Below are 24,821 nucleotides of genomic sequence, written 5' to 3' on the forward strand. Positions count from 1 at the left end.
GTTAAGGTGCCCGGCCAGCGTCAGAGCGAAGGAAGGGTTTGCCCGCTGGAGGCTTCACGATCGATGCCCATGATATCCAGCAGATTATCGACCGCAGCGGCATAGCGAACCGTGGCGTCCCAGCCGTCATACAGTGCCGTCAGGCGGCTGCTGTCGGCCTGAAACACGTCCTGTTCGACGCTCAGCAGATCGTTGAGGCTGCGCTTGTTGAGCTTATATTCGTCGGCGTAGACCGCGCGGGTGTGATCGGCACTGCCGAGCTGCTGCTCCCCGGCCGTTTGCCGCTGCTGGGCGCCGATCATATCGGCGTAGGCGGTGGAGGCGTGCTGATTGATATCCAGCTTCGACTGCTGGATCGCCGCGACGGCAGCCTCTCTGTCGCCCTCTGCGGCGCGGGTCTTCGCACTGACCAGCCCGCCCTGATAGAGCGGCGCCTCCACCTGGAGCTGTAATTCATCGTCCCAGTAGGACTGTCGGCTGTTTTGATAGCGGGTGCGTCCGGCTTCCACCTTGAGCGTTGGCCAGTGGTTGGAGGCGGCCTGATGGACACGCTCCAGCGCGGCCTCCTGTTTGGCCTGGGCGCTGCGTACGGCGGCGCTTTTCTCATAGGCGATCTTATCGAGGGTGACCTGCTGGTTAAGCAGCGACTGCGGCAGTTCGGGCAGATCGCCCGCGACCACGCCGGTTAGCACCGTCAGCTGGGCCTGCGCGGTGCGTTCCCCGGCGCGATACTGCTCCAGCGTCGCATGCATCCCGGCGATGCGCGTTTCCGCCTGTAGCACGTCAGACTGCGAACTCAGCCCGGCGTCGGCACGCATTTTGGCGATCTCTTTGACGCGCATCAGCGAGGCCACGTTATTGCGCGAGGCTTCCACCAGCGCACGGTAGCGCTTCACCGACAGATAGGCCTGGAGCGTGTCCTGCGCGACCGTGGTCATGGTGTCGTACAGCGCGTAGCGGTAGGCTTCCGAGAGCTTATGCTGTTCATCTATCGCGCCGCCGGTGCGGCCAAAGTCGTACAGCAGCTGGCTGAGCGTAATGCCGCCGGAGCCATTGTTGTTCAGGCTTCCCGAGGAGTCGGTCTGGTGAGAACGGCCGCCAGAGGCCTGGAGTGAGAGCTGGGGATACCAGGCGCTTTTTGCCGCATCCAGATCGGCTTCGCCCACGAGGATTTGCGCGGCAGCCTCGGAAATTTTGGGATTGCGGGCAAACGCGCGCAGTATCGCGTCACGCAGCGTCAGCGTGGCGACCTGCTCCTCACTGGGAGCGGCCCGCCAGTTAAACTGGGCTTTGGGTTCGGACGCCGCCAGCGCATGTTGTCCCAGCGTACTGAACAGCGCGGCCACGCAGAGTGAAACCCACTTCTTCTTCATTTTGACACCACTTTCCCATTAGAAAAAATAATGTGATGCCGGACAAATAGCGCAGGAGCGGTATTTATCCGGACGTACGTAAGCCAACGCCCGGCAGGGCGCTAATCTGTACCTGGTGACAAAGGATTACGCAGTAATCCACATGAGAATAGGGCAAAATTTAGTGCCAACGTGGCGTCGTGTAATGAAAAAATCCCGACGCTATCCATCTGTTATTTTAGCTATAGCGTTTTTTTAGCGCTTTTTCGTTGATTTAAAAACGGCCCTTAAACCAACATCTTTTCCTACAATAGCCCATACAAAAAACTTACATAAATATAAAATATACTTAACTTTACACGTCCTGCATCGGAATGTCCTGCTCCGATGCAGGGTAAAACCCGATTTACACCACGTATGCCTGGAAAGTGTGCTGATTTAGCAGATCGCCCAGCGTATTCTCAGAGACCAGCGGGGCATGATGGCTGGCATCGGCCGCCTGCACACCGAGCGTCCTGTCGGCTGGCGTCGCCCAGATCCCCCCTTCCGCCTGGGGATCGCCGGTAAGCCGGACGGTGGTCAGGTCGACTTTCGCCCCCTCATCTGCCGAAGCGTGCGCCAGCGGTGCTGCCTCATGCAGCCCCGGTTTACCCGCCAGCGCGTGCTGCTCACTGGTGACCTCATGCTTTGCACCACTCAGCGCTGTAACCGGCGTGCCGGTGAGCGTCGACAGCAGCGTAGTGATGCTGTTATGTGCCACAGGCTCGCCACCCTTTTCATCCTGATCCGCCAGCGCGGCGGAGGCGGCATTCACTTCATCTCCGTTACCCTCCAGCGCTTCATAAGCGGTCACGCTGTTGGTGGTGCTGGTGTCAATATCGGCACTCACCTGGTGCACGGATTCAAACGAGTTACGGGCGATATCCGCGACGGTAAAAAGCATCGTATTGAGCCCGTGCGTATTAAGATCGTTGATGTTGACTTCCGCGCTCCACTGACCGTTTTCGCCGAAGTTCAGGCCATATAGCATGTAGTCGCCCACATTCAGTGACGCGCCGATGATGGGGAATTCGCTCTGTACCGTACCGTTCACCGTGACCCAGGTCGCCCCATCGTGTTGACTGACGTCGCTGTTGGTCAGGTCATTTACCGTAAAGTGGGGTTCACTGGAGGAGTGCGTGATCAGCCAGACATCACGCGTCGCACTGGCTCCATTACCGTTAGGATCGAGGGTGGAAAAGTTCAGCGTATATTTGCCATCGTGCAGCGCCGCAAGCGTGTCCCCATTGATATAGGCCATCCATGTGCCATCGGCTGCCCCTACCCGCCCCTCATAAACCTTGCCATTTAACGTTATCTCGATGTCCGTACCGCTCGGCAGATGCGAAGAGGTACCGGTGATTTCAATGCCAAACTGCCCTTCATAGATATTCAGGGCATCGTCATGTGAAATGGGGTCAACGGTAAGCGTGGGCAGGGTTTCGTCGGAGCCGTAAAGTTCCAGGCTGGTGTAGGCGGTGGTTTGGTTGCCCGCCTGATCTGATAGCGAAAATTTCATACCGTAGTGGCCATCATCAATCGCCTGAATTACCGCCGGGGCGAATTCAAAGTGCCAGCGGCCATCTTCCTCAACGGTGGTGGTCCAGGTCTGCTGGTTAAAGATCAGGGTGACGGTTCGGCCCGCCTCACTGGCATCGGTTGTACCCGATACGATCAGCGGGTCGTTAATTTCGCTGCTGTCGATCATATTGTCACCGGCCATGGTATCGATTTTCAGCGAAGGGGCCGTGATATCGAACATAAAGCTGGCGGTGGTGGAGCCCGTCTGCCCCCACATATCCGTCGCCTTCACCGATATCTCGTTTTCGCCGGGGTTAAAACGGTCATCCATGTCGTCCAGTCGCACCTGTAGCGACCAGTTGCCCGCATTATCGACCTCGGCAGGGAAGGTGGTGCCGTTGATGGTGAGCACCACATGCTGACCCGCACTGACGGAACCGGTGGTACCGGTCAGTAGCTGGTCACTGTGGAACTCCCCAAAATTTAGCCAGCCGTCGCCAAACGGCGTATCAATGGTGGGATGAGGCGCTGGCGTGGCTTCCGGGGGAAGTGACGCCTCAACGGTTATGCGTTGATTGGCAGACGAGGTGCCCCCTACCGCGTTGGCAAAGCTGACGCTCAACACCGCCTGACCGGCCGGTAAGGACAGTAACGCCTCGCTGGGGATTTCCACGCGCCAGCTGCCGTCGCTGTTTACGGTAGTGGTCCAGGTATTACCGTTCAGACCAACCGTGAGCGTCGTGCCGGGATCGAGATGGGTACTGGTACCGTCCAGGATTTGTGCCGAGTGTTTTTCCTCTGAGCTCAGCACGCGGTCGCCGGTAAAGGGGTTAACCTTAACCGTAGGTCCGGAAGCCGCGGCCAGGGCGAAGGCAGCTACCTCCCCCACCGTCGTGTCGCTGGCTACGGTCGCACCCTCTGTGGCCGCAGCAGCGTTAGCCAGGGTTAGCCCGCTGACTGGCGTCGCCTGCGCGTCGGACAGCGTGGCATGACCGGCGCTCACCGGCGTGATAGATTCGCTGGCGCTCACTGACGCGGTGTCCGACGTAACGGATTCGCTGGCGCTGACCGACGCGGTGTCCGACGTAACGGATTCGCTGGCGCTGACCGAAGCGGTGTCCGACGTAACGGATTCGCTGGCGCTCACCGGCGCGGTGTCCGGCGTAACGGATTCGCTGGCGCTAACCTGCGCGATATCAGGCGTAATGGAATCGGTGCCAGAAATTGATGGAGAAGTCGCTAACCTTTGCTGTGCGGATTGCGCACTCTCTGCTGGCGACGCGTTTTTCTCGCGACTCTGTTCTGAAGTAGACATGGTGACCCCTTTGTGCCGGATATAGACATCATTGATTGGCAGGAAACCGACAGCGTCGCTGGTGTTTTCCTGCAGTACTGCCAGTCGGCACTTTTTCAGCGCCAGCTGTTGTCCGGTACTCTGGGATCGACAATCAATCCTGAACAGGGAAAATGGTTAAAATTATCAGCATAAAAACGGCCCGCTGCTGGCAAGCGCCAGCACAGATAATTTAAATAATATTTAGTACCATTCTCAGCAAGGAATCCGGGCACAAAGTTTTTTTTTAACTTAAAGTCAGTAAGTTAAAATCATAACCTTTGCTTATATCAGCACTGGCATAAGACAAGCTAGTCCTGAACAAGCGCCTTTACCATTGGCTAAATTCTGGAAATTCATCCTGACTGAAAATTTAATTAGATAAGCATTTTCGATATTACTTACATAAAACTTACACCTTTTTTTTCCTCCTTTTTTATGAGACGGATCATGCCTGCTAAGTCATTGATTAATTCCTCTTTAGGAAAGAAGCCCTGCACAAAACCGCGTTTTGTGCAGGGCGTTTAAGCTTATGCCACCACGACCTGGAGCGCATGCTGCACCAGCACGTCGCCCAGCGTATTGGCCGCGTCAAGGGCAGAGTTGTGATAGATGTCATAAACCTGACCGTCTACCGTTCTCTGGCCTGCCGTTGCCCACACGCCGCCATCACCGTTAGCCAGCTGGACCTTATCGCCCTCAACCCCTTTAATCAGCAGGTCGTCGGTCTGGCTGTCGGTAATATTCAGTGCCTCACTCAGATTAAGCTTGACGGTATTGTTACCCGCCTTACCCAGATCGATGATTTCAATATGCTCGACCTTCATGCCCAGCGACGTCAGATCCAGCGTCATATGCTCCCCACCCAGTACCAGCGTATCGGTGCCTGCACCGCCGTCGATATGGGTGAAGTTCAGCGAACTGACGGTGACCGTGTCGTCGCCGCTGCTGCCGGTTACCGAGGCGCCCTCAGCGGTAGTGCCGTCCGCCAGGGTAATCACTACGCCCCCGATGGTGTAGCTGCTGTCGTCGGCAGCGGCGGTAGTGGACGTTGTGCTCTCCTCCGCACTACCGGTCGTCGCCGCCGCGCTGGTGGCCGTGCTGCTATCGGTACTGCTGGTATCGCTGTCGGTCACCAGCGTGGAGTGAACCACCGTGGTATGCGCCGCTGCGGTGGTGCTATCCTCGCTGGTTGTGCTGGCTGAATGCGTAGTGGAGGTGTCGCTGGTGGAGTCATCCGCCATCACCGCCAGCAGCGTGGCCGCACTGGTCGATGCGGCTGCCACCGGCAGCAGCGACCCCAGCAGCAGCGTGGTGCTGGTGGAAGCCGGGTTACCCGCGACATCCACCGCCGTCACCGTGACGATGCTGCTGAGGCTGAGAGCCGTGAGCAGCCCGCCTGCAAACTTCACGCTGTAAAGCCCCCGTGCATCGGTGGTGGTTTGCAGCGTGGTGCCGTTTAGCGTGACGTTCAGCTGTGTGCCCTGAGCCAGGTTTTGCGTACCGCCTGAGATGGTCAGCCCGTTAATCAGTACGCTAACCAGGCTGGTGACCGCATTCACACCTATATAAGGCAGGTTATGCGTCACCGCCGTAAAGCTCTCGTTGGCCGAGGAGGTGTTGCCTACCGCATCAGTGAGGGTGACGGTGACCGTCTGGCTACCGTCAGCGATGTTGCGCAGATCGCCAGACGGTACGCTGACGCTCCATGCCCCGCCCGCGCCGACCGTGGTGGTGTAGATATTCCCCGCCACGTTGACCGACACGGTGCTGCCGACTGCATTCGTCGAGGTCCCGCTCAGAGTTTCGGCAACGTTCGCCTCACTGAGGTTCAGGTAGTGGTCGCCGCCAAACACCGAGCTGTTAGTCAGCGTGACGGTTGGCAACGTATGGATACCCACCAGCACGTTTGAGCTGGCGGTGCCCGCATTGCCAGCCGCATTGGTCAGCGAAGCCGTTACCGTATCGGTGCCGTCCGGCAGTGCAGCCAGCGTGGCGACGGGCACCGTCACGCTCCAGGCACCGTTGGCACCCACCGTGGTGGTCAGCGTGGCCGAACCGACGCGGACGGTCAGGGTAGATCCCTCCGCATTGGTGGTGGTCCCGGTGATGGTTTGCGCGCTGAGTGCGTCCGTCGCATTCAGCAGGCCATCACCGAAGATGCTGGCAATCACCACCGTTGGCGGCGTCTGCGCAATCACGCTCAGCGAACCGCTGCCGGTGGCAGTGTTGCCATAGCTGTCACTGACCGTGGCATTGACCGTCTGCGTCCCGTTAGCCAGCGCGGCGAGATCCGCTTTGGGTACGTTCAGCGTCCAGGTCCCGGCACTGCTTACCGTGGTGGTATAGGTTATGCCACTTAGCGTGACGCTAACCGCCGCACCCGCCGGAACGTTACTGGCGGTGCCGCTGATCGTTTGCGCCGTGGTGAGATCGGCGGCACTCAGTACGCCATCGCCGAAGATGGTGTTCAGCGTCAGCGCTGGCGTAGTGTGGGTCCCTACCTTCACGCCGCTGCTGGCGGTCGCGATATTACCCACCGCGTCGCTTACCGAGACGCCGACCGTCAGATTACCGTCGAGCAGCGTGCTGAGGATCGCCGGCGACACCTGTGCGGTGAAAGTCCCGCCCTGCGCAACCGTGGCGGTCACCGTACTGTTCCCAAGGTTGATGGTCACCGTGGATCCGGCGGCAACGTTGTTGACGGTGCCGCTGATGGTCTGCGTGGTCAGCGACTCCAGCAGGTTCAGTACGCCGTCACCGAACAGCGTGTTCAGCGTAACCGTTGGCAGATTGTGTACCCCCACAACCGCCCCCGCGGTCGCATTGGCGGTATTTCCCGCGCTGTCGGTCACGCTTACGGCCGCCGTCAGGTTGCCGTCGGCCAGCCCCTGTAGCACGGATGGCGTCAGCGCCAGGCTAAAGGTACCGTTAGCCGCCGTGGTGGCCACGTACGGCGTGCCCGCCAGCGTGACCACCACGCGCGAACCGGCATCGGCTCCGGTCACTGTTCCGGTCACCGTCTGGCCGAGCGCCGCATCCGCCAGATTCAGCAGGCCGTCGCCGAACAGCGTATTAATGCTGACCGTCGGGGCGGTGAGTTTAACCGCCAGGCCTGCGGTGGTGGAGGCGGTATTGCCTGCCGCATCGGTCAGGCTGGCCCCTACGGTCAGGTTACCGTCGGTGAGCGTAGCCAGAATAGCTGGCGTGACGGTGGCGCTGAACGCCCCGTTCTGTCCTACCGTCGCCTGTACGCTTGAGTTGCCTATGGTCAAAATAATGGTGCTCCCTGCGGCAGCGTTGCTGACGGTGCCGCTGATGGTTTGGTTAACCAGCGCATCGGCAATATTGAGGATGCCGTCGCCAAATATCGGGCTGAGTGTGATGGCAGGCTGCGCGGTGAAAATGCCTATATCGACCGCGCTGGTGGTGGCGTTACCCGCCGGATCAACGACCCTGACGCTCAGGGATTGCGTCCCTTCCGCCAGCGAACTCAGATCCGGTACCGGAATCGTGACGCTCCAGCCGCCGTCCGTTCCCACCGTGGTCTGGTAGGCTTTGGTGCCGAGCATTACGGTGACCGCCGAACCGGCCACCGCGTTGGAGACCGTTCCCGTCACGGTCTGCGCCACCGCGGCTTCCGCGATATTCAGCAGGTTATCGCCGCCAAATAGCCCGGTGAGCGGGGTTAGCACCGGCGCTTCCAGCAGGGTGGTGATGGTTTCCGGCAGGGTACGCGTGTTCCCGGCCGCATCGGTGAGCACCAGATCCAGCGTCGTCGGTCCATCGCTCAGCAGCCCCAGCAGGCTCGGCGGCACGACCAGCGCAAAGCGGCCATCCTGACCCACATCTGCCGTTACCGTGGTGCCGCCCAGCGTGAGCGATACCGTCGCGCCAATGCCCGCCGCGGTGGCTACGCCACTAATGGTCTGCGCCACCGTCGTATCCGCCGCGTTAAGGAAGCCGTCCCCGAACAGGGAATCCACCACCAGCGTCAGCCCGGCATTGACCACTTTGTTGACCGTCAGGGTGGCATCCGTCTCGTTTCCGGCGGCGTCGCTGACCCGCAGGCCAAATACCAGCGCGCCGTCGTTAAGGCTGCTCAGCACCTCCGGTGCCAGGCTGATGCTAAAGGTGCCGTCGGCGTTAACCAGGGCGGTCGCCAGCGGCGAGCTATCGCCCAGATAGAGCCCAATGGTCTGGCCAGCGGCACCTGAGGCGGTGCCGGTCACCACCTGCGTCGCCAGAATATCCGCCGCGTTCAGCACGTTGGTGCCTAACAGGGCATCCACCTGGATCAGCGGCGCGGCGGTGTCGACCTGGAAGTCATGCGTGGCCGAGCCAACATTACCCGCCGCGTCCGTCAGGCTGACGGCCAGCGTATTGCCCGCCTGGCCCAGCGCCTGCAAATCGCCTGCGGCCAGCGCGACCGACCAGCTGCCGTCCGCCTGTACCACGGCGCTGTAGGTTTTGCCATTCAGCGTGAGGTCAACCGCACGCCCCGCTTCCGAGGCGGAAGCCGTACCGGTAACGGTCTGACCCAGCGCCGCCTCGCTAACGTTCAGCACATCGTCACCCGCAAAGGCATTGATGGTCAGGGTCGGTGCCGTACGATCCACCAGCACGCTGGTGGTACTGTTATAGGTCGTACCGTCATCGGTGGTCAGGCTGGCTGTTACCGTCAGCGTCCCTTCAGGAATGTTGGTGGCATCGTTAGGAACGGTGATGCTCCAGGTCCCATTCGCATCGACGACGGCTGAGGTTTCCGTCTGTTGCACGCCGTTGATGGTCACGGAAACTTCGCCGCCCGTAGAGGGGAGATTGGCGTAGGTGCCGCTTATGGTCAGGGTTGCCGCGTCGCTGCCGTTGATAATGTTGTCATCCGAGAGCGGCGCCAGCGTCAGCAGCGGCGTGTCTGGCACGGTGAGATCGACCGCCACGCTGGCCGTCGCCGTGCCGGTGTTCCCCGCCGCATCGGCAATGCTGACGCCGATGGTGCCGGTATCACCGGTGGTGCCCAGCTGCGCCAGGATCGCCGGAGACAGGCTGACCGACCAGCTGCCGTCCGCCTGCACGTAGCCGCTCACCGTTGCCGTACCGACGGTGACGGTGACCACTTCGCCGGTGCTGGACTCGCTGGTGGTGCCGCTCAGGGTCTGCGTGGTCAGGCTTTCCAGATAGTCCAGCGTACCGTCGCCGGTAAACGGGTTAATGGTGATGGCGGGCGCGACGGTATCGACCACGAAGCTGCCGGTTGCCGTGGCGGCGTTGCCGTTCACATCGGTAGCCAGCACCGTAATGGCCTGGTTCCCCTCCGCCAGCTCAGTGAGGCTGTCGCTGGCCAGATCCAGCGTCCAGGTGCCGTCGGTGCCAACTGCGGCGGTATAGTTGGTGCCGCCGAGCGTAACGGTCACCGTCTGACCGTCACCCGTTGCCCCTGTGGTGCCGGTTAAGGTTGCGCCAGCCGCTACTTCCGCCGCATTCAGGAAGCTGTCGGCAAAAGGCACGTCCAGGGTCGGTACGGGCGCAGTCAGCGCGGCGGTGAAGTCAAGGCTGGTCGTGCTGGTATTGCCTGCGCCATCGGTAACGGTGAGATCGAGCGTATGCGTCCCGTTACCCAGGGCGTTTAACGCGCCCGCAGGCAGGGAAACGCTCCAGTTGCCCTCCGTGTCCACCGTGCCGTTCCACACCAGCCCCCCCACATCAATATGGATCTGTGCGCCCTGGTTTGCCCCCACCACGCCGGTGGAGCCGGTCAGGACGATGGCGGCACCCGCCTCGCTGATATTGAGCACGCCGTCACCAAACGGCGTATCAATCACCGGCGCGGGCAGGCTGAGCAGCGCGTTGAAGTTCAGGTCTGCGGTATCGGTGTTACCCGCGATATCCGTGGCGGTGACCGCCAGGCTGTGGGTACCGCTGCCCAGCGCGGTGAGCTGCGCGGGCGTCAGGGTCAGTGACCAGTCACCGTTGGCGCTGACGTCTGCCGCAAGCGCGGTGCCGCCATCAATGCTGACGGTCACGCTCTGCCCCGCCGCAATTTTGCCGGTCGATCCGCTGAGAGTCTGCGCCACGGCCGCTTCGGCCACGTTGAGCTGTCCATCGCCAAACGGCAGCTGGATTGACACATCCGGCAGCGCATTGATGTCCACAACCAGCCCGCCGCTCACCGTGCCGACGTTGCCGACGGCATCCGTTGCCACGATGCTAACCGGCCAGTTGCCATCCGGTAAGGTCACCAGCACGCTGGCAGGCAGATCCAGACTCCAGTCGCCGGTGGTGGTATCCACGGCGGCCTGATAGGCGGTGCCGTTAATGATCACGCTGACCGTCTGTGGGCCGGTAATACCGGTTACGCCGTTCAGCACGCCACCTGCCGCAGCCTCCGTGGCATTGAGCAGGCCATCGGTAAAGGGCGTAATCAGGGTTGGCGCAGGCAGTCCGGTCACAATTTCGGTAAAGCCCAGTTCATCGGTGCTGGCATTGCCTGCCCGGTCGGTGACGGTCACACTGATCGTGTGGTCGCCATTGCCGAGCGTAGCCGCCAGGGTCGGCGTCAGCGTTGCCTGCCAGTTGCCGCTTTGATCGACCGTGGCCGTGATGCTGTTGTCATCAATGGTCAGGGTGACGGTCTGTCCGTTACCGACAATACCCGTGGTACCGGTTATTGCCTGATCGACCCCGGCCTCCGCCGCGTTTAGCAGACCGTCGATGAACGGCGTGTTGATGGTGGCAGCAGGCAGCGTATTCACCAGCAGTTCAACGCTGGCCCCGACGCTCGCCGGATTACCGGCGGCATCGGCACTGGTCACCGCCACCTGGAATGCGCCATCGCCAAGGGCGGTTAGCGCATCTGCCGGAACGGTGGCGCTCCAGCTGCCGTCGGCATTAACCGTGCCGTTAAAGGTCAGGGTGCCTATCGTCACCGTGACCGCGGTGCCCTCGACCAGATTGGTCGCAACGCCGCTCAGGGTCTGATCGGTCGCCGCCTCAGCCGCATTCACCAGGCCATCGACAAACGGCGTCGCTAACGTCAGCAGCGGCAGGGTATTCACCGCCACGCCGAGCGCAAGAATGTTGCTGGTGGTGTTGCCGCTGGTGTCGGTGACCGACACCCCCACCTGGGCCTGACCATCAGCCAGCTGTAGCAGATCGCTGCCCGGAATGGTCAGGTTCCAGTTGCCATCGGCGTCTGAGGTGGCACTGTAGAGTTTATCATTGAGGGTGACGCTGACCGTCAGGCCCGCGCCGGTGGTGCCGCTGACCGGCAGCCCCGCCACGGCTTCCGCCAGGTTCAGCACGCCGTCGGTACCCGCATCAAGCCGCGCATCCAGTAACGGCGGCGTGGTGTTGACCGTAAAGTTTTCGGTCGAGGTGGCGATATTGCCCGCCACGTCGCTGCCGCTGGCGGTGACGCTGTTGCCTCCCTGACCAAGCGCCTGCACGTCCGCAGCCGGTACGGTTGCGCTCCAGGCCCCGTCCGCGTCAACCGTGCCGGTATAGGTCTTACCGTTCAGCGTCACAGTCACCCTGTCACCGGCAGGAATCTGCTGGCTGGTTCCGGTGAGGGTCACATCGCTCTGTGCTTCCTGATAGTTCACCGTGTCATCGCTGGTGACCGGATTGATCGTGAGGGTCGGTAAATCCGCCGCCTGGGCAATCACCGTCACATCATGCGTGGCGCTGGCGACGTTCCCGGCGATATCGCTGACCGACGCGCTCAGCGTTTGGGCGCCATCCGCCAGCGCGCCGACTGCGGCGGCCGGGACGACGGTGGTCCATGTGCCATCGGCCTGTACCGTCGCCGTGTAGGTCACCGCATTCAGGGTCAGCGTAACCGTCTGTCCTTCCGGCACATTGGTGGTGGTACCGGAGAGAGTGAGATCCTGGCCCGCCTCCGCCTGATTGATATAGTCATCGCCGGATACCGTACCGACGGTCAGAGTCGGCAGATCGGCAGTCGCGGCGTCCACGGTGACGTTCAGCGTCTGGGTGGTGACGTTTCCGGCCAGGTCAGTGAGCGTAACGATCACCGGATAGCTGCCATCGGCCAGCCCCAGGGTAACGCCTGAGGGCAGATCCAGCAGCCAGCTCCCATCGCCCTGCACCGCCTGCTGGTAGGTCTGGCCGTTAAAGGAAATCGAAACCTGCTGGCCCGCCTCGCTCACCGAGGCCGTACCGCCTATGGATATCGGCTGCACCATTTCTGCCGCATTGATAATGTTGTCGCCCGCGATGGCGTTAACATTCAGCGCCGGGGCAATCAGGTCAACGGTGATCGAGCTGTCCGCCACGCCGGTATTGCCCTGCGCGTCCGTCGCGGTAACGGTAATCAGCTGAATGCCCTCGCCCAGCGCCTGCAAGGTCGCGGCGCTGACGGGGAGCGTCCAGTTGCCCGCGTTATCCACGTTCGCCGCATAGTCGGTCCCGGCAATATTCACTACCACCGTCTGCCCGGCACCGTCAGCGCCGGTCGTCCCGCTCAGCAGCTGATCGCTCTGCGAAGTGGCGATATTGACATAGCCATTGACGAAGGGATCGGCGATCTCCGGCTGTAGCGCAGCGGTGGAGAGGGTCAAATCTGAGATCTCGCTCACGGTGTTGCCTGCCGCGTCGCTAAGCGTGACCACCAGCGGATAGCTGCCGTCAGGCGATGCCTGTAGCAGACCCGCTGGCAGTTGCAGGCTCCAGTTGCCAACGTCATCGACCGTTGTGGTGTAATTCTGCCCGTTGAGAGAAACGGTAATGAGCTGCCCGGCTTCCGCACCTGCGCTGCCGCCGCTAACGGTGATTTCGGCAGCCGCTTCGCTGGCATTGACCACGCCGTCTCCGGCGAGGGTATTCAGCGTCAGCGTAGGAGGTACGGTATCCACGCCGAACGGCACCGCCAGCGTATTGCTGTTGCCCGCTGCATCGGCCACGGTTACCTGAAGTGCGTTATCGCCCTGCGGCAGCGCCTGCAGCGCCGTGGAAGGCACCACAACGCTCCAGTTGCCGTTGCTGTCAACCGTGCCGGTAAAGGCCGCGTCACCTACGACTACCGAAACGACCTGTCCATCGCCCGTTACGCCAGTGGTGCCATGTAAAGTTTGCGTTACGGCGGCTTCGCTGCCGTTAAGGATGCCGTCAGCAAACGGCGTGTCCGCCGTTGCCAGCGGCAGGGCGTTAACCTGCACAATCAGCGTGTCGCTGCGGGTCAGGGTGGCTCCCGTCGCATCGACCACGCTGGCGGTCAGCGCCGCCGCACCGTCAGGCAGCCCCGCCAGCGAGGCGGCCGGAATAATAATGCTCCACACCCCATTCGCGCCCACCTCGCCGGTAAAGGTCTGGTTATTGAAGGTGACGGTCACCGTGCTGCCGGCGGTGACGTTTTCCGTCACCCCGCTCACGATCAGCGCATCCTGTGCTTCTGCCGCATTCAGATAGCCATCACCGCTCAGCGGATCGATGGCAATGCCCGCCGCCAGATTGTTAACGGTGACGTCATGGGTAACATTAACCGGATTGCCGGCCACGTCGCTGACTGCCACGTTAAACGTTGCCGTACCGTTGTCCAGCGCAGCGAGAGCGCTGGCAGGGATCGCCACGCTCCATGCGCCGCTGGCTGCAATCTGCGTAGTGTAGACCTGGCCGTTGAGGCTCACCGTCAGCGTCTGCCCCGGTTCAACGTGAGTAGCAGTCCCGCTTAACAACTGATCGGTTTGCTGTTCCGCGCCGTCCACGATGTCGTTGCCCGCAAAGGCATCAATGGTCAGCGTCGGCAGATCGTTTGCCGCCGCTTTCACCGCCAGCGTCGTCTCCGTGGTGCTGCTGTTACCCGCCGCGCTGGTCGCACTCACGCTGACGGCATAGCTGCCGTCGGCCAGCGCGACCAGATCCGCCGTAGGGATGGTCAGCGTCCACTCGCCGGCTGGCGTAACGGTGGTGGTATAGGTCACCCCGTTTAGCGTGACCACAATGGCCGCGCCGGATTCGCTGGTCCCGCTGACCGCCAGATCGTTACCCTGCTCGGCGGCGTTAAGAATATTATCACCGGCCAGGGCCGCGAGGGTGACCGCAGGCGGAAGGGTGTCGACGGTGAGGGTCAGTTCGGTAGTGGCCGTGTTACCCGCCACATCACTTACGGTGACCGTCGCCGGGGTAGTACCCTGGGGCAGTTCCTGCAGGACGTTACCCGGAAGATCGACGCTCCAGTTACCGTTACCGTCCACCGTACCGGTCAGGGTCACGCCGTTAATCACCACGCTTACCGTCTGGCCATCGCCGGTTTCGCCGGTGCTGCCGGTCAGCGTCTGCGTCGTCGCGGCCTCCTCTGCGTTCAGCGTGCCATCGGTAAATGGCGTATCAATGGTGAGGGTGGGCACGGTGGTAATGGCGATGTTGAGCGTCGTATCGCTGGTCACCGTATTTCCGGCCGCATCCGTTGCGCTGGCGGTAACGGCTAGCGCCCCGTCCGGCAGTGCGAGCAGCACGGCGGAGGGCACCACCACCTGCCAGCTGCCGTTTGCCGCCACCTCAGTCTGGTAGTCCGTGCCGTTCAGGGTCACCGTGAGCGTACTGCCCGCCGGGACGTTGCTGGTGGCACCGAAGATGGTCAGATCGCCCTGCGCCTCTGCGGCGTTCAGATAGCCATCGCCGCTTACCGGCTCGATCGCTACCGCGCTGAGGGCAGTATTCACGGCGTAATTACCCACTGCGGTCACGACGTTGCCTGCAATATCCCCCACCGTTACGCTGTAGGTCTGGCTGCCATTTTGTAAATCCGCCAGTGCGGCGGCAGGAATAAGCACGCTCCATGCACCGCTGGCCTGCACCAGGCCGCTGTAGTTGACATCATTGAAGGTGACGGTGACGGACTGGCCCTCCTGCACAAAGGTGGTGGTGCCGGTAATGAGCTGATCCACCTGCTGTTCCGCGCCATCAAGAATATTGTTACCGGCGAATTCATCCAGCGAAAGCGTCGGCAGCGTGGCGGCATCGGCTATCACCGTTAACGGCGCTTCCCCGGTGGTCACGTTGCCCACTGCGCTGGTCGCCAACACCGTCAGCTGATAATTGCCGTTGGTCAGCCCGGCCAGGTCGGCCGCCGGGATCGCCAGCGCCCACTGGCCGTTGGCGCCCACCGTGGTGGTATAATCTGTTCCTTCCAGGGTCACGGTAATGGTGGCGTTCTGCTCGCCCATGCCGCTGACGGTAAGCGGCAGCGTCTGCTCTTCCGCATTCAGCAGGCCATCGCCTGCCACCGGATCAATAGTCAGCAGCGGCGGCGTCAGATCCACAATCAGCGGGGTGCTTTGCGTGGTGATATTCCCCGCGGCATCGTTCACCGTCACGTCAACCGTATATAAGCCGTTGGTCAGACCTGCCACCTGCGCCTCAGGAACCGGCAGCGACCAGCTGCCGTCAGCGTTGACCGTGGTGGTATAGACCGCCTCATTGAGGGTGACGCGCACGCTATCGCCCACCTCACCCGTGCCGCTGACGACCAGCGGCTGGCCCTGTTCGGTGGCATTAATCACGCCATCCCCCGCCAGCGGCGCCAGGGTAAAGGTCGGTGGCGTGGTGTCCAGCGCGATAGCATGCGGCACGGTTACCGAGCCGCCATTAGCCGCGGTGGCGGTGGCCGTGAGGGCGTAGTCGCCGTCGGTCAGTCCGGCCAGGGCGCTGGCGGGGATCGCCGCCGTCCACAGGCCGTTTGCACCGACCGCGGCGGTATAGTTGACGCCGTTAAAGGTCAGGGTGACCGCCGTAGTCTCATCCGGCACGCTGCCGGTGACGGTAATCCCCTGCGCGGCTTCGGCCGCGTTAATAACGTCGTCGCCCGCCACGGTGTTAACGATCAGGGTAATATCCACCGTGGTATCCAGCAGCAGGGTGGTATCCTGCGTGGCGGCATTACCGGCTACTGAGGTCACCGCAACGGTCAGGGTGTTGTCGCCTTCGGTGAGGTTAGCCAGCGTGGCGGCAGGCACATTCACGGCCCACAGCCCGTTGCTGCCTACCGTGGTGGTGAAGGTGTCGCCTGCCAGCGTCACCGCGACGGTATCACCAGCACTGCCGGTCCCGGTAATATCCAGCGGCTGCCCCTGCTCCGCCTGGTCAATAATGTTGTCACCGGTAACGGGATCGAGCGTAAAGGCCGGGGCTGAGGTGTCGACGGCCAGCGGCAGAGTTTGCGACGTGGTATTGCCGAAGGCGTCGCTTACGGTCACCTGCACGCCGTAAGGGCCATCATCCAGCAGCGCCAGGTCAGCTGCCGGAACGGTGACCGCCCAGCGGCCGGTGTCTTCTACTACCGTTGTATATTGCTGTCCGTTCAGCAGTACGTTAACCGTATCGCCCACGCTGCCTGTCCCGCTGATATCCAGCGGGCTGGCCTGTTCAGCGGCATTAATAATGCCATCTCCGCCCGCCAGTGGATCGAGAGTGACCGCCGGTAGCCTGGTAGCAATGATCACCGCCGCCGGTGGAAGCGCCGCGGTGTTGCCCGCCACGTCGGTCACGGTTACCACCAGGGTAGTTTGCCCCTGCGGCAGGGCCTGGAGGATCTGCGGATCCAGCGCCAGCGTCCAGACGCCGGAACTGTTGACCGTTGCCGCATAATCCGTTCCGCCAAGATTCACGCTAACCGTCTGCCCGTTGCCCAGCTCACCCGTGGTGCCGTTCAGGGTCTGAATAATATCGGCTTCGTTATGGGTCAGCGTGCCGTCGGTAAACGGCGTTTGCAGCGTCGGGCTTGGCACGCGGGTGATATAAACGTCCAGCGTATCCTGCGAGGTATAGGTGATACCGCTGCTGGCGGTCACGCTGGCGATGGCCGTTTGCGGTCCGTCAGCCAGTCCGGCCAGATCCGCCGCAGGCACCGTCACCGACCAGCTGCCATCCGCATTGACGGCGCTGGTGTAGCTGACCCCACCCAGGGTGAAGGTCACCGTGCTGCCGCCCGCGACGTTAGCCGTCACCCCGTTTACCGTCAGCGCGGACTCTGCCTCAACGGCGTTGAGGTAGCCATCGCCACTCAGCGGCTCAAAGGCGATGCTGCTGAGTGTGTTATCGACGCTAAAGGTTTTCTCGCTCAGACCGGTATTGCCAGCCAGATCGGTCACCGTGGCGCTAAGGGTTTGCTGACCGTTAGCCAGCAACGCCAGCGCTGCCGCCGGGAGGGTAACCTGCCAGCCGCCGCCGGTTTCAATAGTGGTGGTGTAATCCTGCCCGTTAAGGGTCAGGGTCAGGGTTTGTCCCGCCTCGACGTTAGTTGCGGTACCGGTCAGGATCTGATCAACCTGCTGCTCGGCACTGTCAATGACGTTATTTGCGGTGACGTCAGAGATGAAGATGGATGGCGCAGACTTATCGACCACCAGCGGCGTGCTGGTCAGGGTGGTATTGCCTGCCGCATCGCTGGCGGTGACGTTCAGCGTATAGCTGCCGTCGTTCAGCGCGTTCACCACCTCGCCAGGAATGGTCAGCGCCCACTGCCCGTTAGGGGCAACCACTGCGGAATACGCCACATTGTTCAGCTCAACGCTGATGGTGTTACCCGCTTCGCCCGTGCCGTTGACCACCAGCGGCTGCGTGCCTTCTGCCGCATTCAGATAGCCATCTTCCGAGGCGGCATTAATCGTGACCACCGGCGGCGTCAAATCGACTACCAGGGTACGGATCAGCGTGGTGGCGTTACCCGACGCGTCGGTTGAGGTCACGACTACGTCATAGCTGCCGTCGGCCAGCGCCAGCAGCGCGGCAGGTGAAACGGTAATATCCCAGCTGCCGGTGGCGGAGACCGTTCCGGTCAGGGTCTCACCGTTCAGCGTCAGGCTGATGGTATCCCCCTGCTCGCCAGTGCCGCTGATGGCGAGCGGCTGGCCCTGTTCAGCGAGGTTGAGCTGATAATCTTCAGAAATGGCCGCTACCGTCAGCACTGGTGGGATGGTATCCACGATAAAGCTGCTGGTTAGCGTGGTGGTGTTGCCTGCGGAATCGGTCGCGGTCACGCTCAGGGCCGTGCTGCCCTCCGGTAGCGTTTGCAGTGCTACCCCAGGCAGCGAGACGGACCAGTTACCGTTAGCATCGACGGTGCCGTTATAGGTGATGCCGCCGACCACCAGGCTTACCGCCTGCCCAATGCCCGTTACGCCGGTGGTGCCGGTCAGCGTTTGATCGATACCCGCCTCTGCGGCATTAAGTGATCCGTCAGCAAATGGTGTATCAAGCGTGAGGGTAAAGTCAGGATTAACGCTGGAGTTCAGGTTATGGGTGGTGGTGATTTCATTGCCGTTGATGTCGGTGGTGGTCGCCGTGACCGTCAGGTTGCCATTAGGCAGGCCCGTCAGTGCGCTCGCAGGTACGGTGACGCTCCAGCTGCCATCGCTCTCGGTCAGGGTGGTATAGTTAACGCTGTTAAAGCGCACCAGGATCCGTGCGCCCGTCGAGACAAAGCGACTGCTGCCGCTAATGACCAGATCGCTCTGCGCCTCAACGGCGTTCAGCATGTTATCGTCGCTGATCACCCCAATCGCCACGGCGCTGAAGGTGTTATCCACGCTGTAGCTGCCGCTGGTGCTCGCCGGATTACCGGCGATGTCGGTTACGTCGACGGTATAGTTTTGCGCACCGTTTGCCAGCTGAACAAAGGCGCTGGCCGGGATCAGCACGCTCCAGCTGCCGTCGGCCTGCACGGTGCCGGTATACTGGTCGCCGTTCATGGTTACCCTGACCTGCTGCCCCTCCTGTACATGGGTGGTGGCACCGGTCATCGGCTGTGACAGCCCCTGTTCCGCACCGTCCAGCACGTTATCGCCGGTAAATGCAGATACGCTGATGGTCGGCAGGTCAGCAGCCTCGGCCACGACCGCCAGCGGCTGCGTGGCGATGGCAACGTTACCGGCCGCGTCGGTAGCCTGCGCGGTGATGTCGTAGCGACCATCGGCCAGCACGCTGACGGCGGCAGCCGGGACGGTCAGGGTCCAGTTGCCGCTGCCGTCAGTGGTGGCCTCATAGCTGACGCCGTTCAGGCTTACCACCACGATGGAACCGACCTCTGCCGTACCGTTCAGCAGCAGATCGTCGGCATGCTCGGCCGCATTAAGGTAGCCATCACCGGATATGACCGCCAGCGTTACGGCCGGTGGGACGGTATCGACGGCGATGGGGGCCAGGGCGGTGGCAATGTTGCCGCCCGCGTCCGTCGCGGTAACGCTGATATCATACTTACCGTCCGGCAGCGTTTGCAGGGTTGAGGCGGCGATATCCACGCTCCACTGCCCGTTGCCATCCGCCACCGTGCGGTAGCTTACGCCGTCCAGCTCAACAACCAGGGTACTGCCCGCCTCCGCCGTGCCGCTCACGGTTAGCGGCAGGTTATGGGTTTCACCGTTGATAACGCTATTGTCGCCCACGGCGGTGATGGCCAGCGCAGGCGGCGTAGTGTCCACGGTCAGCGGCGTGACGGACGAGAGACTGTTGCCCAGCGAGTCCGTTACCGTGACGGTAATCTCCTGGCTGCCCTCCGCCAGCGCCTGCAACACGTCCGGCGTCAGCGTCAGGCTCCAGGCGCCGGTGCTCGCGTTAACAGTGGCAGGATAGCTGATGCCGCCTATCGTCACGCTCACCGCCTGGTCCGGCCAGGCCACCCCGGAGTTACCGGTGAGGGTCTGCGGCACGGCCGCCTCGCTGGCGTTCAGAATGCCGTCGCCGAAGGGCGCTACGATCTCGATATTATTGCTGATTTGCGTGCGAACCAGCAGATCGCTTTCGCTGGTCACCGGGTTATTGCCCGCATCCACACCCGTGACCACCAGCGTGTAGGTGCCGTTCGCCAGGCTATCCAGCGCGGAGGCGGGAAGCGTCGCACTCCAGCCGCCACCGGCGGCAACCGTCGTGGCATAATCCACGCCGTTAAAGGTCACCGTCAGGGCGGTTCCCTCCGCCAGGCCAGTGCTGCTGCCGCTGACCACCAGATCGGACTGCGCTTCGGTCGCATTCAGCGCGTTGTCACCGCTGACCGGCGCGAACGCCAGCGTGGCGACGCTGCTGTCCGTCGCCACAACAAAACTCCCGCTGGCGGTCGTGCCGTTACCCGCCACGTCGCTGACGCTGACGGTGAAGCTTTGGGTTCCTTCCGCCAGGGCGCTCAGCACCGTGGACGGCAGGGTGATACTCCACCCGCCCCCGGCCTGTACCGTGCCGGTAAAGGTATCCCCGCCGGCCAGCACCAGCGTAATCTGCTGTCCAGCCTGAACGTGGCTGGCTGTACCGGTCAGCTCCTGATTAACCGCCACCTCCGCACCATCCAGCACGCCATCGCCGGTCAGCGGGTTGAGGGTCAGCGCAGGCAGATTGCCGAACTGGGTAGCAAAGGTGACGTCGGTGTAAGTTGTACTGCTGTTGCCGGCCGGATCGGTGGCGATCACCGTGACGGTATAGGTGCCATCGGCAATCGCAGCCTTGTCCGTATCACTCAGCGTGACGGACCAGGCACCGGTCTGCGCATTAACGGTTGCGGTCAAATCAAGACCGTCAAGCCGCACCAGCACCTGGCTTCCCGGCTCGGTGACGCCGCTGATTTGCAGCGGCAGGGCTAACTCTCCGGCGTTGACGTAACCATCGCCGGAGATGGTATCGACGGAGACCGTAGGCGGGAGGGTATCAATCGAAATCGTGCCGGTTTGCGCGGTGGCGTTACCTGCCAGGTCAGTTGCCGTAATACCGATTGTCGCATCCCCGTCGGCGATCTGTTGCAGGTCGGAGGCGGGTATATTGACGCTGAAGCTGCCGTCCGCGTTGACGGCGGCGGTATAGGTCAATCCGTTCAGCGTGACGGTCACGGTGTCACTGCCCGGGCTGGAGCCGCTGATGGTCAGCGGCTGCGTCACCTCACTCTGATTCAGCGGGCCGTCGGGCAGCGTGACGCTGAGCACCGGCGGCACGGTCATCACGTCAAATGCGGTGATTGTGGTGGCGCTGTTGCCCGCCGGGTCGGTGACCAGCACGGTAAATTCATTCCTGCCCTGCGGCAGATTTTGCAGAGCGTCGGCGGGCAGCGAAAGGCTCCAGCTGCCGTCGCTGTTGACCGTACCGGTATAGCTCACGCCCCCCAGGGTCAGGGTGACCGTCTGGCCGGACGCGGCTACGCCGGTGTTGCCCGTGATCGTCTGTCCGGCACTCGCCTCACTGGCGTTCAGCACGTCATCGCCGAAGGGCTGTTCCGGGGTGGCATCCGGCATGACGTTTCTGACATCAAGCGTGGCGGGGGTGCTGTTTTGTACCATTGTCCCGTCTGCCGCCATTGCGGAGGCATTAAACAGGTGTGTACCGACTGAAAACTGCTGCAGGTGCTCGGGAGGAAGGGTAACGCTCCAGGTTCCGTCAGCGTTAATGGTGGCACTATAGGTCCGGGAATCCACCGGGTTCGCGACCAACAGGATCCTCAGAAACGTATTCGCTGGCTGGGGATCGACGGTGACATTTATCACCGTGCCCGCCGCCAGCCCGGTTGACGTACCAGTCACAACCAGAGGCGCCTGCGCCTCCGCGGCGCTGAGGTAGCCATCCTCGCTCACGACGTCAATGCTGATGCTGGCCAGGGAGGATGAGAGAACGGTAAAGTCGTGGCTGGCACTCGCCGTCACGCCTGCGGCGTTAGTGACGCTGGCACCAATAGTTTCAGAGCCATCGGCTAATGCCTCAAGGGCGGCGGAAGGCACGGAGAGGCTCCAGCTGCCGTCCGCGCCCACGGTTGTGGTATAGGTCTGGCCGCCAAGGGTGACCGTGACTGTTTGTCCCTGCTGAACGTTGGTCGTGGTGCCTGAGAGCGTTTGTGACATCTCCTTTTCGGCACCGTCCAGCACATCGTCTCCGGCGAAGGTGGCGATAGTAATTCCGGGCGCGGCGGGTACGGTCGCGCTGGATTCAACGGTGATATTTTCACTGGCGCTGGCGCTGTTACCTTCGTTATTGGTGACGCTGGCGCTAAGGGTGTTTGCGCCATCAGGCAGCGCAGCTAAGTCCGCTGTCGGCAGTGAGATACTCCAGTGCCCTTCAGCATCCACGCTGGCGGTGTAGGTTTTACCATTGAGTACCAGGGTGACAAGGCTACCGGCTTCGGCATTAGTGGTACTGCCCGTCACGGTCTGAACGCTGGTTTTTTCGCTCGGGCTGAGGATTGCATCGCCGGTAAAAGGGTCAATCGTCAGGGTGGGCGTGATCGGGGTGGTGCCCCCGCCTGGCGTCGTCGTGCCGCCGCCAGGGGTAGTACCATCTGTTCCACCCGGTGTGGTGCCGCTGTTGCTTCCGCCGCCTCCACCGCCTCCACCGCCGCTGGCCAACGCGCCGATACCCAGCCCCGCCAGGCCCAGTGCGCCAATACCGGCGGCGGTCATTACGCCGCTGGTTGCCCCCGTGTCAGCCAGCAGCAGAGTATCAATCGCGCCCAGCGATTCGTACTGCGGCGTCATCGCTACCGCCGTCTGGAGATCGCCCAGCTCGCTGGTGACTGGAAATAGCGCATGCTCAGCGGGATTAACCCCATCGTCGAAGACCAGCTCGCTGTGGTCACCGTCGACGTCATCCAGGAAGAATTTTTGATAGCGCACCACGCTACCGTCGTGCATATGCAGTACCAGGTCATTACCCTGACGGTCAAACTGGTTAACCATGGCTCGGGTGCCGTGAATCTTCACCACGCTCGGTTGATTCAGCGGAACGGTATGCGAGGTTCCCGCAGTGGCTTGTGAAAGGAGTTTACCGTCATCGCGAGAAAGAATTTCAGCGCTGCCATCATTAATTAGAGCCATAAGACCTCATATACACCAGATGTAGTTTTAAAGTTTACGAATAAAAACATGAAGAAAATCTTCACATTAATCGCAACATAAAGTTTCACCAGTCTGAAAATCAGACCGGTCTTCACCTGGGATACAAGCGATCTTTGGCAGATCATTAACAGCAAAACGCGGTAAAATGGGACAGGTAGTCTTAATATTTATAATTTTTCATTTCAGATAGTAAGAAAGAATATGCGCAGCTAACGTGATAAAAATCTATCGAAATAATAAGAAAAACTGATTGAAAAGCATAGCCTGCGGTTTTATTTCGGAACTAAATGCGCTCATTATTTCCACAAATTTACGGTAATCACCTGATTTGTCTTAGGGAAAAATTTCGCTTAAATGAATAAATTCACGGCGCTGTTTGGCTTTTTTTCCTGCCCACCGGGGAGGGAGACGCGTCGATCCACCAAATAATTTATAAGGTAATGTGATAGACGGCACAGGCTGGCCCTAAGGCAAATGCGCACTATTTAGCCAGTCCGGGCGATACCCGTGCTGCCCCGTCGCCTTTTCTTCATTCACAAGGCGGGATGTGATAAAAAGTAGCGCTCTTCGCAACAGGCGGATAAACAACAATGACCATCAGGGATGTCCAACAGGCCAGCGCCAGCGCGGGTGCCACCCGGCAGGCGACGCGTACCGTATTTTTTATTGCAGGTATGGGCATGGCCGCCTGGGCACCGCTGGTGCCTTATGCCAAAGATCGCGCGCAGCTCACGGACGGCTCCCTGGGAACGCTTCTGCTGTTTTTGGGGCTGGGTTCGCTTATCGCGATGCCCCTGACCGGCATGCTGGTGGGCCGTTTTGGCTGCCGCAGCATCATCGCGCTGGGCAGCGCGTTTATATTGCTGGCGCTGCCGCTGCTGGCAACGCTAGACACCCCCCTGCTGCTCTCGCTGTCGCTAATGATTTTTGGCGCTGCTATCGGGCTGGTTGATGTGGCAATGAATATCCAGGCCGTTGAAGTGGAAAAAGCCTCCGGCCGCGCCATGATGTCCGGCTTTCACGGCTTTTTCAGCGTGGGGGGCATTGTGGGCGCCGGTAGCGTGAGCGCCGCCCTGGCGCTGGGGCTTTCGCCGGTTCAGGCCGTCGCACTGATTGCCGTCGTGCTCATCGCTCTCTTCGCCCTGTGCCAGCGTCACCTGCTCAGCCAGCGCCTTCATCAGCAGGGCGCGCCGCTGTTCGTGCTCCCCCAGGGCTGGGTGCTGTTTCTGGGGATACTTTGCTTTATTCTGTTTCTGACCGAAGGGTCGATTCTCGACTGGGGCGCGCTGTTTCTGACCCAGCTGCGCGGCCTGCCGCATTCTCATGCCGGCCTGGGCTACGCGCTGTTCTCGGTTGCCATGACGCTGGGCAGGCTAACGGGAGACCGTATCGTTCGTCTCTGCGGGCGTACGGCGACGCTGTGCTGTGGCACCCTGTGCGCGGCAGGCGGTTTGCTGCTGGCAGTATTCATCCCCAGTGCGACCATGACGCTCGTCGGTTTCGTGCTGGTGGGATTAGGCGCATCAAACGCCGTACCGATTATGTTCAGTGCCGCAGGAAATCAACGCGTCATGCCGGTTAACCTGGCGATTTCGTCAATGACAACTATTGGTTATGCGGGTATTCTGGCAGGTCCGGCGCTGATAGGGTTTATTTCGCAAGGATATGGTCTGGCAGCGGCTTTTAGTGTGATTGCCGTTCTGCTGCTCATCGTCGCCGCCAGCGCCCGGCTGATAACACGTTAACTGAGATCTCACGCTA

5 protein-coding genes are annotated in these 24,821 nt (G+C 61.4%); 2 read left to right on the forward strand and 3 right to left on the reverse strand.

Going from position 1 to position 24,821, the window contains the following annotated elements:
• Positions 1-20 precede the first annotated feature (20 nt).
• Together A1830_RS10735 and A1830_RS10740 are read right to left on the reverse strand one after the other, a co-directional pair.
• On the reverse strand, positions 21-1,373 hold the full coding sequence (locus A1830_RS10735) for a TolC family outer membrane protein (protein ID WP_067705614.1): 1,353 nt from the start codon (positions 1,371-1,373) through the stop codon (positions 21-23).
• Positions 1,374-1,758: 385 nt separating this feature from the next.
• Positions 1,759-4,227, reverse strand: a complete 2,469-nt coding sequence (locus tag A1830_RS10740) for an Ig-like domain-containing protein (RefSeq protein ID WP_067705616.1) — start codon at positions 4,225-4,227, stop codon at positions 1,759-1,761.
• Between the two features lie 12 nt (positions 4,228-4,239).
• Here A1830_RS10740 and A1830_RS22620 point away from each other — a divergent pair, with 12 nt between their 5' ends.
• Positions 4,240-4,401: a hypothetical protein gene (locus A1830_RS22620; protein ID WP_156484984.1), complete on the forward strand. Its 162-nt coding sequence runs from the start codon at positions 4,240-4,242 to the stop codon at positions 4,399-4,401.
• Between the two features lie 374 nt (positions 4,402-4,775).
• Here the strand turns inward: A1830_RS22620 and A1830_RS10745 are convergent, their stop codons facing one another.
• On the reverse strand, positions 4,776-23,039 hold the full coding sequence (locus A1830_RS10745) for an Ig-like domain-containing protein (RefSeq protein ID WP_067705618.1): 18,264 nt from the start codon (positions 23,037-23,039) through the stop codon (positions 4,776-4,778).
• A gap of 611 nt (positions 23,040-23,650) precedes the next feature.
• Between A1830_RS10745 and A1830_RS10750 the strand changes: the two genes are divergently transcribed.
• A complete protein-coding gene (locus tag A1830_RS10750; protein ID WP_067705621.1) occupies positions 23,651-24,805 on the forward strand; it encodes an MFS transporter in 1,155 nt (384 codons plus the stop codon).
• Positions 24,806-24,821: the final 16 nt, after the last annotated feature.

Source organism: Erwinia sp. ErVv1, from assembly GCF_900068895.1.
Classification (GTDB): domain Bacteria; phylum Pseudomonadota; class Gammaproteobacteria; order Enterobacterales; family Enterobacteriaceae; genus Erwinia.